The 14,983-nt window shown below is 67.0% G+C and carries 15 protein-coding genes; 2 read left to right on the forward strand and 13 right to left on the reverse strand.

All coding sequences use genetic code 11. The features are described 5' to 3' along the window. Positions 1–5 precede the first annotated feature (5 nt). From LH475_RS13710 to LH475_RS13725, 4 genes are read right to left on the reverse strand one after another with little or no spacing between them, the layout of a single operon-like run. Complete coding sequence (locus tag LH475_RS13710) at positions 6–1,520, reverse strand: carboxyl transferase domain-containing protein (RefSeq protein ID WP_297414609.1); 1,515 nt, start codon at positions 1,518–1,520, stop codon at positions 6–8. Between the two features lies 1 nt (position 1,521). Continuing rightward, positions 1,522–2,826: a CoA transferase gene (locus LH475_RS13715; RefSeq protein WP_297414611.1), complete on the reverse strand. Its 1,305-nt coding sequence runs from the start codon at positions 2,824–2,826 to the stop codon at positions 1,522–1,524. Positions 2,827–2,857: 31 nt separating this feature from the next. Then, the gene (locus LH475_RS13720; protein WP_366145620.1) at positions 2,858–3,529 is read right to left on the reverse strand and encodes an SLC13 family permease; all 672 of its coding nucleotides are present in this window, start codon (positions 3,527–3,529) and stop codon (positions 2,858–2,860) included. Beyond that, a complete protein-coding gene (locus LH475_RS13725) occupies positions 3,421–4,239 on the reverse strand; it encodes an SLC13 family permease (protein WP_297414613.1) in 819 nt (272 codons plus the stop codon). The genes LH475_RS13720 and LH475_RS13725 overlap by 109 nt, the downstream gene beginning before the upstream one ends. 116 nt (positions 4,240–4,355) lie before the next feature. On the opposite strand from LH475_RS13725, the gene LH475_RS13730 reads away from it, so the two are divergent. Further along, positions 4,356–5,060, forward strand: a complete 705-nt coding sequence (locus tag LH475_RS13730; RefSeq protein ID WP_196843433.1) for an FCD domain-containing protein — start codon at positions 4,356–4,358, stop codon at positions 5,058–5,060. 22 nt (positions 5,061–5,082) lie between these two features. Here the strand turns inward: LH475_RS13730 and glmM are convergent, their stop codons facing one another. The 4 genes from glmM to LH475_RS13750 all read right to left on the reverse strand — a co-directional run bounded on the left by glmM (position 5,083) and on the right by LH475_RS13750 (position 8,561). Then, positions 5,083–6,444 carry a phosphoglucosamine mutase gene (gene glmM, locus LH475_RS13735; RefSeq protein WP_196843434.1) on the reverse strand — a complete coding sequence of 454 codons (1,362 nt, stop codon included), beginning with the start codon at positions 6,442–6,444 and terminating at the stop codon, positions 5,083–5,085. Between the two features lie 19 nt (positions 6,445–6,463). Next, on the reverse strand, positions 6,464–6,949 hold the full coding sequence (gene rpsI / locus LH475_RS13740) for a 30S ribosomal protein S9 (protein WP_134468461.1): 486 nt from the start codon (positions 6,947–6,949) through the stop codon (positions 6,464–6,466). Positions 6,950–6,999: 50 nt separating this feature from the next. Then, positions 7,000–7,446 (reverse strand): 50S ribosomal protein L13, encoded by a 447-nt coding sequence (gene rplM / locus LH475_RS13745; RefSeq protein ID WP_092107284.1) that lies wholly within the window; start codon positions 7,444–7,446, stop codon positions 7,000–7,002. 191 nt (positions 7,447–7,637) lie between these two features. Further along, positions 7,638–8,561, reverse strand: coding sequence for a tRNA pseudouridine synthase A (locus LH475_RS13750; protein ID WP_297414618.1), 924 nt, complete (start codon positions 8,559–8,561; stop codon positions 7,638–7,640). A gap of 89 nt (positions 8,562–8,650) precedes the next feature. Between LH475_RS13750 and LH475_RS13755 the strand changes: the two genes are divergently transcribed. Continuing rightward, the gene (locus LH475_RS13755; RefSeq protein ID WP_196843435.1) at positions 8,651–10,606 is read left to right on the forward strand and encodes an acyltransferase family protein; all 1,956 of its coding nucleotides are present in this window, start codon (positions 8,651–8,653) and stop codon (positions 10,604–10,606) included. A gap of 4 nt (positions 10,607–10,610) precedes the next feature. On the opposite strand, the gene LH475_RS13760 is transcribed toward LH475_RS13755, so the two are convergent. From LH475_RS13760 to rpsK, 5 genes are all read right to left on the reverse strand, one after another. Next, the gene (locus tag LH475_RS13760) at positions 10,611–11,654 is read right to left on the reverse strand and encodes a GNAT family N-acetyltransferase (RefSeq protein ID WP_196843436.1); all 1,044 of its coding nucleotides are present in this window, start codon (positions 11,652–11,654) and stop codon (positions 10,611–10,613) included. Between the two features lie 39 nt (positions 11,655–11,693). Next, positions 11,694–12,737 (reverse strand): GNAT family N-acetyltransferase, encoded by a 1,044-nt coding sequence (locus LH475_RS13765; RefSeq protein ID WP_196843437.1) that lies wholly within the window; start codon positions 12,735–12,737, stop codon positions 11,694–11,696. Positions 12,738–12,848: 111 nt separating this feature from the next. Then, entirely contained in the window at positions 12,849–13,382 is a 534-nt protein-coding gene (gene rplQ / locus LH475_RS13770; RefSeq protein WP_297414621.1) for a 50S ribosomal protein L17, read from the reverse strand. Positions 13,383–13,432: 50 nt separating this feature from the next. Next, on the reverse strand, positions 13,433–14,422 hold the full coding sequence (locus tag LH475_RS13775) for a DNA-directed RNA polymerase subunit alpha (protein ID WP_196843439.1): 990 nt from the start codon (positions 14,420–14,422) through the stop codon (positions 13,433–13,435). Between the two features lie 134 nt (positions 14,423–14,556). Next, the gene (gene rpsK / locus LH475_RS13780) at positions 14,557–14,964 is read right to left on the reverse strand and encodes a 30S ribosomal protein S11 (protein ID WP_297414626.1); all 408 of its coding nucleotides are present in this window, start codon (positions 14,962–14,964) and stop codon (positions 14,557–14,559) included. Between the last annotated feature and the right edge of the window lie 19 nt (positions 14,965–14,983).

Consider the following 14,983-nt stretch of genomic DNA (forward strand, 5'->3'; position numbering starts at 1 on the left):
CCCAATTACCCGCGCCGGCCCATAGTACGGAATTTCGCTATTCGCGCCGGCAGTAGCTGCACCACCGGAATCAGCGCCAGCGTGGCGAGTTCGTATTCGATCGCCGCAGCCATGCGCTCGGCGAATGGCCGGGCCTCGAGGGCCGCATCCGGACGCTCGTCGACGACGTGGTCGACCAGCCCGTCGGCGACCAGCGCCGCCACGTTGATGCCCTGCTTGGCCGACATCTGCGGCGCGAAGTCCACACTGCGGTGCACGATCGCACTCGCGCCCTCGGGCGGCAGCGGGCTCAGCCACGCGTGCTGGGCGGCGATGGTGCGGTCCGCGGGCAGCAGCGCGAGCGCCCCGCCGCCCGCGCCCTGGCCGAGCAGCACCGACACGCTGGGTGCTCGCAGTCCGATCAGGTCGTGCAGCGAGCGGGCAATCTCACCGGCCAGTCCGCCCTCTTCCGCCTCCCGGGACAGCGCGGCCCCTGAGGTATCGATCACGGTCAGCAGTGGCAGCCCGAGCTCCTCGGCCAGGCGCATGCCGCGCCGGGCCTCACGCAGGCTCGCCGGCCCCATCGCGTTGTTCTGCGACGGCCGACGGCGGTTGTGTCCGAGCACGATGCAGGACTGCTCGCCGAAGCGGGCGATCGCCAGCAGCAGTCCCGGATCCTTCTCGCCCTGGCCGGTGCCATTGAGCGGCAGCACGTCGCGCGCGCCCCAGGCCAGCAGCTGACGCAGATCGGGTCGGCGTGGATTGCGAGAGATCTCCACGGATGCCCAGGCCTCAGCATCCGCCGCCGTCACCTCGAGCGTCGCCGGCGGCCGCACGGCGTCGCTGGGCTGCTGCACCAGCATGCTCAGCGCGCGGTCCACGATCTCACCGAGCTGCTCGGGTGGCACGACCGCGTCGACCAGGCCCTTGTCGAACAGGTTCTCGGCGGTCTGGATGTCCGCGGGAAAGACGGTGCCGTAAAGTGCCTCGTAGACTCGCGGGCCGAGGAAACCGAGCAGCGCACCCGGCTCGGCAACGGTCACGTGCCCGAGCGACCCCCAAGACGCCATCACCCCGCCGGTGGTGGGGTGGCGCAGGTAGACCAGGTAGGGCAGGCCGGCCTGCCGATGGGCGCGCACGGCGGCGGTGATACGCACCATGGACAGGAACGCGAGCGTGCCCTCCTGCATGCGGGTGCCGCCGGAGGCCGGCCCGGCGAGCAGGGGCAGGCCCTCGCGGGTGGCGCGTTCCACGCCCTCGACGATGCGGTCGGCGGCGGCCTGCCCGATCGACCCGGCGAGGAAGGCGAACTCGCTCACGATCACGGCCACCTCGCGACCGCGGATGCGTCCCCGGCCGGTGACAACGGATTCATCCAGTCCGCTGCGGGCCCGGGCCTTCTCCAAGTCGGCGCGGTAGGCGGCATCCGGTCCGGGGTCACTGATCGGCTTGTCCCAGCTCTCGAACGAGCCCAGGTCGAGCACGACCCCGATCAGCTCGGTGGCGTTCAGGTGGCGGATCTTTACGCTGTCTGCGGTCATCTCAGTACCCTCTTTTCATGGCGGTGCCTGCGGTCATGGCGGTGCCTGCCGTCGTATCGGTGTCTGCCGTCGTATCGGTGTCTGCCGTCATGTCACAGTCCCCGGTTGCGCTGGCGAGCCAGACGCGGATGGCGTCGCCGTCCTGGTTCAGGGTCGGCGGAGCGGTGTGGGACCGGTTGGTGGTCTCGGTCGCGTCGCCCGGTCCGAAGAAGCGCACGGGCGGCCCTGGCAGGGTGATCGGCCCGAGCACAGCATGGTCGACGTCGATGACCAGGCCCTGCGAGTGCACCTGGTCCCAGGCGTACACCTCGTCCAGGCTGCGCACCTTGCCGGCCGGGATGCCGACCTCGTTCAGCCGGGCCAGCAGGGTCTCCGGCACCCAATCGGCGAACACCCGTTCCACGTCGTCGATGAGCAGGCGCCGGTTCTCTACCCGGTCGCCGTTGGAGGCGTACTCCGGCCGGCCGGCGTCGAGCCCGAACGCCGCGGCGAACGTCGTCCATAACTTCTCGCTGCCGACGCTGATCTGCACGCTGCCACCGCGGCAGTGGAACAGTCCGTACGGCGCGATGGACGGATGGTGGTTGCCCTGCGCCTGCGGCACCTCGTGTGCGACGGTCGAGCGGGTGCCCTGGAAAGCATGCACCCCCACGATCGCCGCGAGCAGCGACGTGCGCACAATCTGTCCCCGACCGGTGCGCTCGCGTTCCAACAGGGCGGCGAGCAGCCCGAACGCTCCATACATGCCGGAGAGCAGGTCCGCGATCGGCACGCCAACCCGCTGCGGGTCGTCGGGGCCGGAGCCGGTCAGCGACATCAGCCCGGCCTCACCCTGCAGGATCTGGTCGTATCCGCTGCGGCTGGACTCCGGCCCGTCGTGGCCGAACCCGGTGATGGAGAGGATGACCAGGGCCGGGTTCAGCTCGTGCAGTTGCGCCGTCGAGAACCCCAGCCGGTCGAGCACTCCCGGCCGGAAGTTCTCTACCACCACGTCGGCCCGCCCGACCAGATCGCTGAGCACCCGGTGCCCGTCCTCGCTCTTCAGGTCGAGAGCGATGGACTCCTTGTTGCGGTTGCAGGAGAGAAAGTAGGTGGACTGCCGGTCGGTGTCCGGTCCCACGAACGGCGGGCCCCAGCCCCGGGTATCGTCCCCGGTGCCCGGCGTTTCCACCTTGATGACCCGGGCGCCCAGGTCGGCCAGCATCATGCTCGCATGGGGTCCGGCGAGGGCACGGCTGAGGTCGACGACAAGGTAACCGGTGAGGGGTCCGCGGGGGGCAGCATCCGGAGCAAGGGGGGGGGTCATGGTCTACTTTCCGATCGGTGCGTGGTCGGTGTCACAGCCAGCCGGGGACGACCAGGATGAGCCAGGCGATCGCCGGGCCGGCGACCACGACGATGCCGCTGTAGCCGAGGATCTGTTTGTAGAACTTCTCCTTATTGACCTCCTCCGGCGCGTTGGCCAGCACCAGTGCGCCGTTGGTGGAGAACGGGGAGACGTCCACGATGGTGGAGGCCACGGCGAGGGCGCAGATCACGCCGACCGCGCCGATCTCGCCGGTGGCCAGGAACGGCACGGCCAGCGGGATCAGGGCGGCCAGAATGGCGGTGGAGCTGGCGAACGCGGAGACCACGGCGCCGATGTAGCAGATGAGCAGTGCGGCCAGCAGTGGCATGCCGAGCTGGGCGACTCCGTCGGAAACGTACTCGATGGTGCCGGCCTCTTCGAGCACGCCCACGAAGGTGAGCATGCCGCAGATGAGCAGCACGGTCGACCAGCTGATCTTGTTGACGGCGCCCTTCTGTGCCTTGGGCGAGACCAGGGCGAGGATAACCGCGATGGTGATGGAGACGAAGCCGACGTCCACGCTGAAGCCGAGGGCGATCACGGCGAGGGCGATCAGGCCGATGATGGTGATGATCTGCGGGATGCGCTCGGCGCGGGTCTCGGACGGTGCGGGAGCGGTGGTGATGGCGGCGGTTCCGGCCGGATCGCGCGGTCCGTAGATGCCGGAGCCGAAGCCCTTGAAGGTGACGTCACCGGCGGCACGGATGCCGACGCTCGCCGACAGGCGCACCTCGGCGGCCTGCTCGACGAAGTCGCGACGCGTGCGGTGACGATCTTGCGCCCGCCGAGCACGACGTACAGAATGGCGGCGATCATGAGGTTGAAGCCGAGGCTGGCCAGGAAGAGGGCGGTCGGGTTGGACTCGAGGGTGGTCTGGTCCATGATGCCGTTGACGGTGACCCCGTAGACGGCGATCGGCGAGAAGCCACCGGCCTGCGCGCCGTGGATGACCATCATGCCCATCAGCAGCGGACTGATCTTGTACTTACCGGCGAAGTTGAGCGCGATCGGCGCGATGATGGCCACGGCGGCTGGCGAGAGTGCGCCCACCGAGGTGATCAGCGCGGTGATGGCAAACATCACCCACGGGATGAGGCCGACCCGGTTGCCAACCAGACGCACGGCCCCTTGCACCAGCAGGTCGATAGTGCCGTTGTTCTGCGCGATGGCGAACAGGTAGGTCACGCCAACGATAGTGAGAAAGAGCCCGCCGGGAAAGTTGGCGAGAATATCGGAGGTCTCCATGCCGAGGAAAACGGCGCCGAGCAGGAAGGCGCCGACGAAGGCCAGCGCGCCCATGTTGAGGGGTAGAAGCGTGGCGAGAAGGAACATCACCGCCAGGATGATGATCGATAGAACGGGAGCGGACATCGTTGTTCCTCCAGAGGACGCGGGGTGGACCGCAGTGGCCCACTGGCCTATCCTCCTAGACAGTAGGTCACTGTGTCAAGAGGACTAGAATGAGGACAATCGATGAGGAGTCGCGTATGAGCGAGCAGCCACGGGTGCCCGCACCACTGCGCCGGGTGCTGAAGCCCCGGCTGTACGAGCAGCTGGTCACCCAAATCCTCGGCTATATCGATTCCGCACAGCTCGGCCCCGGTGATCTGCTGCCGGCCGAACGGGACCTCGCGGAGCGGCTCGGGGTATCGCGGGCAACACTGGCCCAGGCCCTGGTCGCCCTGGAAGTGCTCGGAGTCATCGACGTACAGCACGGCACTGGCGCGGTGTTGGTTTACCGGCCGAGCGTGGCATCCGTCATCAGGGATCTGCGTGAGCACCGCAGCCGGCTGCCCGAGATCGTGGAGGCGCGCAGCACACTCGAGGTCAAACTGGCGGGCCTGGCTGCCGAGCGACGAACGGATGCTGACCTGGCTGCCATCGACGCCGCACTGGAGACCATGGCGGCGGAGATCACAGCGGGTGGCAAGGGCGCACACGGCGACGAGCTGTTCCATCAGGCGGTGACCCAGGCGGCACATTCCGCGGTGCTCGCCCAGCTGATGACGTTCATCGCGGAGATGATCCTCGAGACGCGACTCGAGTCGCTCGGGCAGCCCGGGCGGCCGCAGCAGTCGCTCGCGTCGCACCGGGTGATCGCCGCGGCGATCCGCACCGGGCAGCCGCAGCACGCCGAGCAGGCCATGCTCGCGCACATTGCGCTCGTCTCCGACGTGGCTCTGCTGAAGTAGCGCCGTCGACCGGCGGCAGCCGCTAGTTGGCGAGGCGCTCCAGCACTACCGCGGCAAGCCGGTGCGCGAGCCGGTCGGCGGTCGGCTGGTCGGCCGCCTCCACCATCACGCGCACCATGGGCTCGGTGCCCGACGGGCGCAACAGAACCCGCCCGGTCTCGCCCAGTTCGGCCTCGGCGTCGCGGATCGCGTCCGCGATCACCTCGTCGGAACCGAGCGCGCGGTGGTCCACCCCGCGCACATTCACCAGGATCTGCGGGAAAACAGTCATCACCGCGGCCAGCTCGGCCAGCGTCTTGCCGGTACGGGCCATTTCAGCCACGAGGTGCAACCCGGTGAGGATGCCGTCGCCGGTCGTGGCGAACTTGGTCATGATGACGTGACCGGACTGTTCGCCGCCGAGTGAATACCCATGGGCGTTGAGTTCTTCGAGCACATACCGGTCACCGACCTTGGTCTGCACCATGGTGATGTCGTTGGCCGCCATCGCCTTGCGCAGGCCCAGGTTGCTCATGACGGTCGCGACGAGCGTGCGATCTTTCAGCACGCCGCGTTCGGCCATCGAGACGGCGAGAATCGCCATGATCTGGTCACCGTCGACGATGTTGCCGTCACGGTCCACGGCCAGGCATCGGTCGGCATCGCCGTCATGGGCGATGCCGATGTCGGCGCCGTGCTCAAGCACGGCCTTGGCGAGGTTGTCGAGGTGGGTCGAGCCCACGCCGTCGTTGATGTTGAGGCCGTCGGGGTCGGCGCCGATCACGGTGAGGTGAGCACCGGCATCCGTGAATACCTGTGGCGATACGCCGGCGGCAGCGCCGTGGGCGCAGTCGAGAACGACGTGGATGCCGTCGAGGCGGTGCGGCAGTGTCGTGAGCAGGTGCACCACATAGCGGTCTTCGGCGTCGGCGAAACGACGGATGCGTCCCACGTCGCCGGCGATCGGCATCAGGGCGTCGCGACCGATATAGGACTCGATGCGGTCTTCGACGTCGTCGGGAAGTTTGGTTCCGCCGAAGGCGAAGATCTTGATGCCGTTGTCGGGCGCCGCGTTGTGTGAGGCAGAAATCATCACACCGAAGTCGGCACCGATGTCGTTGATCAAGAACGCTGCGGCGGGCGTCGGGATGACCCCGGCGTCGAGTACGTCGACACCGCTGGAGGCAAGACCGGCCGAGACGGCAGCCGTGAGAAATTCACCGGAAATTCGCGGGTCGCGGGCGACCACGGCGACGGGTCGGCGACCCGCTTCGATGCGTGCTTGGGCGCGACGGCCACGCGTCAGCACGGCGGCGCTGGCTTGGGCAAGGCTCAGGGCCAGGCCAGCCGTGAGATCACGGTTGGCCAGGCCCCGAACGCCGTCCGTGCCGAAGAGACGAGTCATATCGTCGTCGGCTATCGGGTTAGCGCTTGCTGAACTGAGGTGCCTTACGGGCCTTCTTGAGTCCGGCCTTCTTACGCTCCTTGACGCGAGCGTCGCGGCTGAGGAAGCCGTTCTTCTTGAGGATGGCACGGTTGTTCTCTTCGTCGATCAGGTTGAGGCAGCGTGCAATGCCGAGGCGCAGGGCGCCGGCCTGGCCGGACGGGCCACCACCGGTGATGCGCGCGATGACGTCGTACGAGCCGAGCAGGTCAAGAACCTTGAACGGGTCGTTGATGAGCTGCTGGTGCAGCTTGTTCGGGAAGTAGTCGGCGAACTCGCGGCCGTTGACTACGATCGTGCCGGAGCCGGGGACGATGCGCACGCGGGCGATGGCCTGCTTGCGGCGGCCCACGGCTGCGCCGGGAACGTTGAGGACGGCGCGGGGCGCCTTGGTTGCGGTTTCGGCCGGAGTCTCGGTGGAGTAGCTCTCCGGAGCCTGGTCAATCTGGTCTGCGATCTTCGCCACGATGATGGGAATCCTTTTTATCTAAGAGTCGAGAAGTCTGGTTGCCGGCGCTACTGCGCGACCTGGCTGAGGGTGTACGGCTTGGGCTGCTGAGCGGAGTGAGGGTGCTCAGGGCCGGCGTAAACCTTCAGCTTGGTGAGCTGGGCGCGACCGAGCGAGTTCTTCGGCAGCATGCCGCGAATCGCTTTTTCAACCGCACGGGTCGGGTGCTTCTCGAGCATCTCGGAGTAGTTGGTCGCCGTGAGGCCGCCCGGGTAACCGGAGTGGCGGTAAGCGATCTTCAGGTCGAGCTTCTTGCCGGTGAGGGCAACCTTCTCGGCGTTGACGATGATGACGAAGTCGCCACCGTCCATGTGCGGGGAGAAGGTGGCCTTGTGCTTGCCGCGGAGCAGGATTGCCGCGTGGCTGGCCAGACGTCCGAGGACGATATCGGTGGCATCGATGACAACCCAGTCGTGCTGGAGTTCGCTTGCCTTGGGGGTGTAAGTGCGCGTCACTGTTGTGCTGCTTTCTTCTTTTTCGAACGGAGGTGTTCGTGAATCCCGCTCCGGGCGTGTTCTCATGGGGAGAACGCTGTCGATGGAGGGCTCACGTTCGGGTGCCGCGCTGCAACGCACAGACACCAAGGGTCAACGTTAGTCGGCCCAGGCCACGGGCGCAACTTGGGCTGGCGAGGGTGAGCCAGCGCCTAGTCTGCGACGACAACCGGCAGCGAGCGCCGGTTGCGGGTATCAACGGCGCGCTTTGCCAGTTCGGCGTCGTCGGGGTAGCCGACGTCGATCAGGGTGAGGCCGTGCGCCTGCATCACCTTGAACTCGCTGATGCGGTGCTTGTCGAAGTGCAGGTGCGCGAGGGTGCTGCCGTCGAGCCGCCCCTCCCCCACGGCGACGCAGGCGCCGACCATGGCGCGCACCATGCTGTGGCAGAAGGCATCCGCTTTGATGGTGGCGATGAGGAGGCCGTCGGCGTCGCGGTGCCAGCGAAAGTCCTGCACGGTGCGAATGGTCGTCGCGCCCGGGCGTGGTTTGCAGTAGGCGGCGAAGTCGTGCAGGCCGACCAGGGTCGCCGCCGCGGCGTCCATCGCCAGAGGATCCAGTTTAAACGGATGCCATGTGGTGCGCATCCGCTGTTGCGGGTCGCGCAGGGCGAGGGGGTCGGCAATGCGGTACTGGTAGCGGCGCCACAGGGCCGAGAAGCGGGCGTCGAAACCGCCGGGCACGACCGTGGCGCGGCGCAGCACAATGTCGGGCTTGGTCACGAGGATGCCGCCGAGGCGGCGCAGCACGGCGGTGCCGAGATCGACCGGCGGGCGGTTGCCGGTGCCGCGCTGGATGCGCACGAGGGAGTGAACCTGCTCGGCGGTGAGATCGAAGTGGGCGACCTGTCCGGCTGCGTGCACCCCGGCATCCGTTCGGCCAGCGACGATGAGGGTGGGGTGCGGGGGAAAGCTTTGCAGAATGCCGGCAAGGCCGTTTTCGATGTCGGCCTGCACGGTGCGAAAGCCCGGCTGGCGGGCCCAGCCGGTGAAATCGGTGCCGTCATAGGCGAGGTCGAGGCGGATGCGCGTGGAGCCGAGCGCTGCATGAGCGGCGCGGGGCACAAAGAGATTCACGAGGGTAAGCCTAGGCGGCGCGCGCGGGTTATCGTTGAACCCGGTCCCTGGTTCGCCCCGTGCGCGTGCCAAGAAATCTCGTATTGCCCATGACTCGTTCCCCGCTGTCGTTCCCGTTCACCGGGAGGACTCGGTCAACCGCTGCTGCAATCGGTCCGGTGAACGCGCCGGTACTCGGGCCGAACAATGCCCCGGGATTATCCCCGCGCAGCGGTCACCTGGCCGGCCTCGACGGACTGCGCGCCCTCGCCGTCATTGCCGTCGTGCTCTACCATTTCTTTCCGGCTCTGCTGCCGGGCGGCTTCATCGGCGTCGACGTCTTCTTCGTGATCAGTGGTTTCCTGATCACGGGGCTGCTCGTCTCCGAGCACACCCGCACTGGGCGCATCTCGTTGCGGCGGTTCTGGCAGCGGCGCGTCCGCCGGCTCATTCCCCCGCTCATCCCGGTGATTCTGATCGGTTGCACCATCGCGTTCCTGATCGACGGTGATGTGCTCGTCGGGCTGGGCGCTCAGCTGTTCGGCGCCGCGACCTTCGGCTACAACTGGGTGGCGATCGCCAACGATGCCAGCTATTTCAGCGTCAACGAGCCCGAACTGCTGCGCAACCTGTGGTCGCTTGCCGTGGAGGAGCAGTTCTACCTGGTCTGGCCACTTATCCTGCTCGCCGTGCTGCTGATTCGCCGCCCGTGCGTGCGACTGGCCCTCGTCACCGCGCTGTTCGTCGCGTCAGCTCTGTGGATGGGCGTGCTCTACCAGCCCGGCGCCGACCCGACCCGGGTCTACTACGGCTCCGACACGCACAGTTTTGGCCTGTTTGCGGGTGCCGCCCTCGCCGTGCTGCTGCGGCGCCCGAGCGGGCAGCGCAACGAGCTGCCCCGGCTGCGTCCGTGGCTCGGCGGGGCGGCGCTGTTGGCGATCATCGCGTTCGCATTCTGGCTGACCGAAGACGGCACCGCCACCTATCGCGGCGGCCTCGTCGCGGTGAGCCTGGCCACCGCCGTCGCCATCTGGGCCGGCGTGCGCGGCGGCCGGTTCGGGCGGCTGCTCGACAGCGCCCCGCTGCGCTACCTCGGTGAACGCTCCTACGGCATCTACCTGTGGCACTGGCCGGTGCTCGTCCTGCTGCAACTGCTGTGGCCACCGTCGTCGCGCTCTGGCAGCCTGCTGCCGATCGGCATGCTCGCCACGGTCATCACCCTCGTTCTGGCCGGCCTGTCGTACCGCTGGCTGGAATTGCCGATTCGGCGCGTCGGCGCGCGCGGCAGCATCCGTCGGATCGGTGCATTGTGGACCGGCCCCACCCGTCGTCGTCGCCTGGTCGCGGCGACGGCCGCGCTGTCTCTGCTGCTCTTTGGTGGCACCACGGCTGCCGTCGTCGCCGCACCCGTGCAGACCACGGCGCAGCTCCGCATCGAACGCGGCCAACGGGCAATGGATGCCGCGCACGCTGCCGCCGCCGCCGAGGCGGCCCGCCAGTTCGCGACAGCCCCGGACCTCACCGACGGCCCGATCACGGCCATCGGTGACTCGGTCATGCTGGCCTCGGCTCCAGAATTGCAGGCCACCTTTGCGGGTATGACCGTTGACGCTTCGGTCTCGCGTGGCATGTATTCCGCAGACGACATCTTGGTGGCGTTGAAGGCCGCCGGCCAATTGCATCCGCTCGTCGTGATCGGGCTCGGCACAAACGGACCGATCACCGCCTCCGAACTTACCGAAATCTTGCGCATTCTTGGCCCGGACCGGCATCTTGTGCTCGTCAATGCCTATGCCGAGCGAAACTGGACCGACGGCGTCAATACGATGCTCGCCGACTTCGCTGCGGGCAATCGCCGGGTCGAGCTCGCGAACTGGCACGACACGATCGCGGGGCGGCTCGACCTGCTGGCCGGCGATCACGTGCACCCGGGTCCGATGGGCGGCCAGCTCTACGCGGACGAGGTGGGCGGCGCGCTCGACCGTCTCGCGGCGGTGCCGCCGCTGCCCGATGACAGTTGGTTGTTGAGCGACCCCGACGCGCCCCGCCCAGCGCCCTACCGCTGAGGTTTCAGAACTCGAGCACGTAAGCGAGCTCGCGGTTCGTGGCGAAGAAGCCCATGCCGGTGTACAAGCCGAGCGCGCCGGTCGGGCTCGCCGAGTCCACATCGAGGGTGGCACGCTCGTGCCCGGCGGCGCGGCTGGCGGCCAGCTGCGCCGCTAGAAGTGCCTGCGCGATGTGGCGGCCGCGCCATCCGCTCAGCACGCCGACGAGGCCGATGTAGCTGCTGCGGTAGCCGGCTGCTGCCCAGTCCTCCTCGTTCACGCTCGACATGACAAAGCCGACGACGTGCTCGCTGCCGTCGGGGTCGGTTCCCAACGCGACGAACGAGAGGTCGTCGACGAACGAGGGGCCCGTCACGTAGGCGTTCCAGCTTTCGTCGGGAATCGGCTGACTCGACCAATGGTCCATGAAGGCCACATCGCGCGCGGCGTGCACTGCGGCCGACAGCTCGGGCGTATACCCGGCCACGCGGATGCCGTCGGCCGGCTCAACATCGCGAATCGGGTCGGCGAGCATTCTGTCCAACGACAGAAAGTACCGGGTGCAGAGCAGTCCGGCCCGTTCGTAGAGGCGGCCGTTCTGCGGGGCCCGCTCGTCACAAGAAGCTCCGATCCAGCCGGGCAGCAGCTGGTCTGAGGTCGCCAGTTGCTGCCTGGCGCGAGCGACCTGCCAATTCAACAGTTCACGACCGATACCTCTGCCGCGCATCTCGGGCAGCACTCCCCCGCCCAGGGTGGATTTTACGAGGGTCTGCTGCCCCGGCTGGAGCACCACGAGCCCGTGGGCGACCATGCGGCCATCGGCGTCGAGGCCGACGAGTGTGTCGCTGTCAACGTCGACAAAGGAGAAATTGAAGGCCTCGCCGACTTCCTCCCGCTCGACCACGTAATTGGGGTGGTCGGCCCGGCCAGTCGCTTTCTCGAGCTCCCAGATGGCGTCGATGTCGGCGGGCGTTGCTGCCCGCCACCGTGCGACGTCGGCGTGCTCGGGAACGGGCAGCTGCGCGTGAGCTGTCACCCGCGCGGAGAGCGGACTCGTGTGATCGGTCATGCTTCACCCTATCCACGCGGCCACGAACGGGGCCAGTTCTTAGAACTCGAGGGTGTAGGCCATCTTGCGGTGCGTGGGCACGAAACCCATGCCGGTATACAGGCCGAGCGCGCCGGTGGGGCTGTCGGAGTCGACCGCAAGGGTCACTTTCTCGTGGCCGAGGGCCTGCCCGCCGGCAAGCTGGGCGGCCAGGAGCGACTGCGCGATGTGGCGGCCGCGCCATCCGCTCCGCACACCGACCAGGTCGATGTAGCTTCCGGTGAAACCCTGCGTGGCCCAGACGTTCTCGTTCGCCGTGGCCAGCACGAAACCGACCACATGTTCGGTTCCGTTCTCGTCCGTGCCGAACGCCACGAAGGAGAGGTCCGCGCGAAACCACCGGCCGCCGACAAACGCATTCCAGTTCTCATCGCTCATCGGCTGGCTCGCCCAGTGATCCAGAAAGGCGTCATCGCGGGTCGCGTGCACGGCAGCCGAGTCCTCGGGTCGGTATTGCGCAATACGGATGCCGACGGCCGGCTCGACCGATCGCACCGGCGCATCCAGGGCCCGCTCCAGTGTGAGGAAGTACCGGGTGAGCTGCATGCCCGCCGACGCGAATAGGCGTGCGGCGTGCGGAGCCCGTTCGTCGGCGTAGGCGAACACCCAGCCGGGCAGTGTCTTCTGTGAGCTTGCGAGTTGCTGGCGCGCGCGACCGAGCTGCCAGTCCAGCAGCACGCGGCCCACGCCGCGCCCACGCAGGTCGGGATGCACGCCGCCGATTGGGATCGAGCGCACGAGGGTCACTTGCCGTGGCGGGAACATGACCATGCCGTTCGCGACGATGCGCCCGGCGGCGTCCAGCCCCACGATCGAGTCGACCTCGGCGTGAAAGTGGGAGTAGCCGAAGTCGGCGGCGATGGCACCGCGAGCGGTGAGGTAGTTGGGGTGGTCCACACTGCCCATGGCCTGCCGCAGCTCCCAGATACCGTTCACGTCGGCGTCAGTCGCGGGCCGCCACCGGGCGATGTCGGGGTGCACGGGCAGGGCGAGCACGGCGTCGGCCGGCACCCTTTGGCTCAGGGGTGTGCGCGGGTCGACCATGTCTCCAGCCTAACCGCGCCGCCGCATCCGCCGCCCGGCGCGCACACGCCACCCGCACACGAAAAAAGAGGGGCCCGACCGAAGTCGGGCCCTTCTTTGCTGGAACAGGTGCTACTTGGCTTCCTCGGCGACGGGTGCGTCAGCATTCGCTTCGACAACGGCTTCAGCAGCGTCGGTGTCGCCGACGACAACGTCGTCAGCGACGACCTCGTCGACAACAACGTTCTCAGAACCGACCGGCGTCGCAGCGACGGTCGCGGTCTTGGAGCGCTTGACCTTGGGGGTCAGGGGCTCGAGAACGAGCTCCATCTGCACCATGGACGCGTTGTCACCCTTGCGGAAACCAAGCTTCGTGATGCGGGTGTAACCGCCCTGCCGCTCGTTGACCTGCGGGGCGATGACCGTGAACAGCTCGTGCACGACGGTCTTGTCGGTGATCGTCGCGAGAACGCGGCGACGGGCGTGCAGGTCGCCGCGCTTGGCAAACTGCACCATCCGCTCGGCGAGCGGACGCAGGCGCTTGGCACGGGTCTCGGTCGTCTTGATCGACTTGTGGGTGAACAGGGCCGCGGCCAGGTTCGCAAGCATGAGGCGCTCGTGCGCCGGGCCGCCACCGAGACGGGGGCCCTTTGTGGGCTTAGGCATTGTTAATCTCCAGTATCAAAAAATCGAAAGGCAGCGTTGAAGCGCGAGCCTTAGATGGTCTCTTCTTCGTAGCCGCTGTAGAAGTGCGCGCCGTCGAATCCGGGAACCGAATCCTTCAGGGACAGGCCGAGCTCGACGAGCTTGTCCTTTACTTCGTCAACCGACTTCTGCCCGAAGTTGCGGATGTTCATCAGCTGGTTCTCCGAGAGGGCGACCAGTTCGCTGACGTTGTTGATGCCTTCGCGCTTGAGGCAGTTGTACGAGCGCACCGACAGGTCGAGGTCTTCGATCGGAATCGAAAGCTCGGTCGAAAGCACGGCGTCAACCGGCGCGGGGCCGATTTCGATGCCCTCGGCGGCGGTGTTGAGCTCGCGGGCCAGGCCGAACAGCTCGGTCAGGGTGCGACCGGAGGATGCAATGGCGTCGCGAGGCGAGATAGCCGACTTGGTCTCCACGTCAACGACGAGGCGGTCAAAGTCGGTGCGCTCGCCGGCACGAGTTGCCTCGACACGGTAGGTCACCTTGAGCACGGGCGAGTAGATCGAGTCGACCGGAATCTGGCCGGCCTCGGAGAACTCGTTGCGGTTCTGGGTGCTGGACACGTAACCACGGCCACGCTCAATGGTCAGTTCGAGTTCGAACTTCGCCTTGTCGTTGAGGGTTGCGATGACCAGTTCCGGGTTGTGCACCTCGACGCCGGCCGGAGCCGAAATGTCAGCGGCGGTGACTTGGCCGGCACCCTGCTTGCGCAGGTACGCGGTGATGGGCTCGTCGTGCTCGCTCGAGACAACGAGGCCCTTGATGTTCAGGATGATCTCGGTGACGTCTTCCTTCACACCGGGAACGGTGCTGAACTCGTGAAGCACGCCATCGATGCGGATGCTGGTTACAGCAGCGCCCGGGATCGAGGAGAGCAGAGTACGGCGAAGCGAGTTGCCGAGGGTGTAACCGAAGCCAGGTTCGAGCGGCTCAATGATGAACCGTGAACGGAACTCCGAGATGTTCTCTTCGGTGAGCGTTGGACGCTGTGCAATAAGCACTGTTGATTCCTTTCGGCTAAGTGTCCGCTATATGACACTTGCAATGACGAGAGTGTGAAAAGTTGAAAGAAAAGAGTCCCGACGGGGCTCGGTAACAATCAAGTACCGGGCCCGTCGAGCTGACAGCGAGTGCTTTAGACGCGGCGGCGTTTGGGCGGACGGCATCCGTTGTGAGCCTGCGGCGTCACGTCGTTGATCGATCCGACCTCGAGGCCAGCTGCCTGAAGCGAACGGATCGCGGTCTCGCGGCCTGAGCCTGGTCCCTTGACGAAGACGTCAACCTTCTTCATTCCGTGCTCCTGCGCCTGGCGGGCAGCCGACTCGGCAGCCAGCTGTGCGGCGAACGGGGTCGACTTGCGCGACCCCTTGAAGCCAACTCCACCTGAGGACGCCCAGCTGATGACCGCACCGGTGGTGTCAGTGATCGAGACGATGGTGTTGTTGAAGGTGCTCTTGATGTGGGCGTGGCCGTGGGAGACATTCTTCTTCTCCTTGCGGCGCTTCGTCCTTGCACCACTGGTCTGACGGCTCTTGGGAGGCATTGGCTGGTTCACTCCTGAA

This window comes from Cryobacterium sp. (genome assembly GCF_026786305.1).
In the GTDB taxonomy this organism is placed as follows: Bacteria; Actinomycetota; Actinomycetes; order Actinomycetales; family Microbacteriaceae; genus Cryobacterium.

Coding starts and splice junctions, on each gene's coding strand:
- LH475_RS13710 (WP_297414609.1), bottom strand. CDS start 1,520: ATGACCGCAGACAGCGTAAAGATCCGCCACCTGAACGCCACCGAGCTG.
- LH475_RS13715 (WP_297414611.1), bottom strand. CDS start 2,826: ATGACCCCCCCCCTTGCTCCGGATGCTGCCCCCCGCGGACCCCTCACC.
- LH475_RS13725 (WP_297414613.1), bottom strand. CDS start 4,239: ATGTCCGCTCCCGTTCTATCGATCATCATCCTGGCGGTGATGTTCCTT.
- LH475_RS13730 (WP_196843433.1), top strand. CDS start 4,356: ATGAGCGAGCAGCCACGGGTGCCCGCACCACTGCGCCGGGTGCTGAAG.
- glmM (WP_196843434.1), bottom strand. CDS start 6,444: ATGACTCGTCTCTTCGGCACGGACGGCGTTCGGGGCCTGGCCAACCGT.
- LH475_RS13755 (WP_196843435.1), top strand. CDS start 8,651: ATGACTCGTTCCCCGCTGTCGTTCCCGTTCACCGGGAGGACTCGGTCA.
- LH475_RS13760 (WP_196843436.1), bottom strand. CDS start 11,654: ATGACCGATCACACGAGTCCGCTCTCCGCGCGGGTGACAGCTCACGCG.
- LH475_RS13765 (WP_196843437.1), bottom strand. CDS start 12,737: ATGGTCGACCCGCGCACACCCCTGAGCCAAAGGGTGCCGGCCGACGCC.
- rplQ (WP_297414621.1), bottom strand. CDS start 13,382: ATGCCTAAGCCCACAAAGGGCCCCCGTCTCGGTGGCGGCCCGGCGCAC.
- rpsK (WP_297414626.1), bottom strand. CDS start 14,964: ATGCCTCCCAAGAGCCGTCAGACCAGTGGTGCAAGGACGAAGCGCCGC.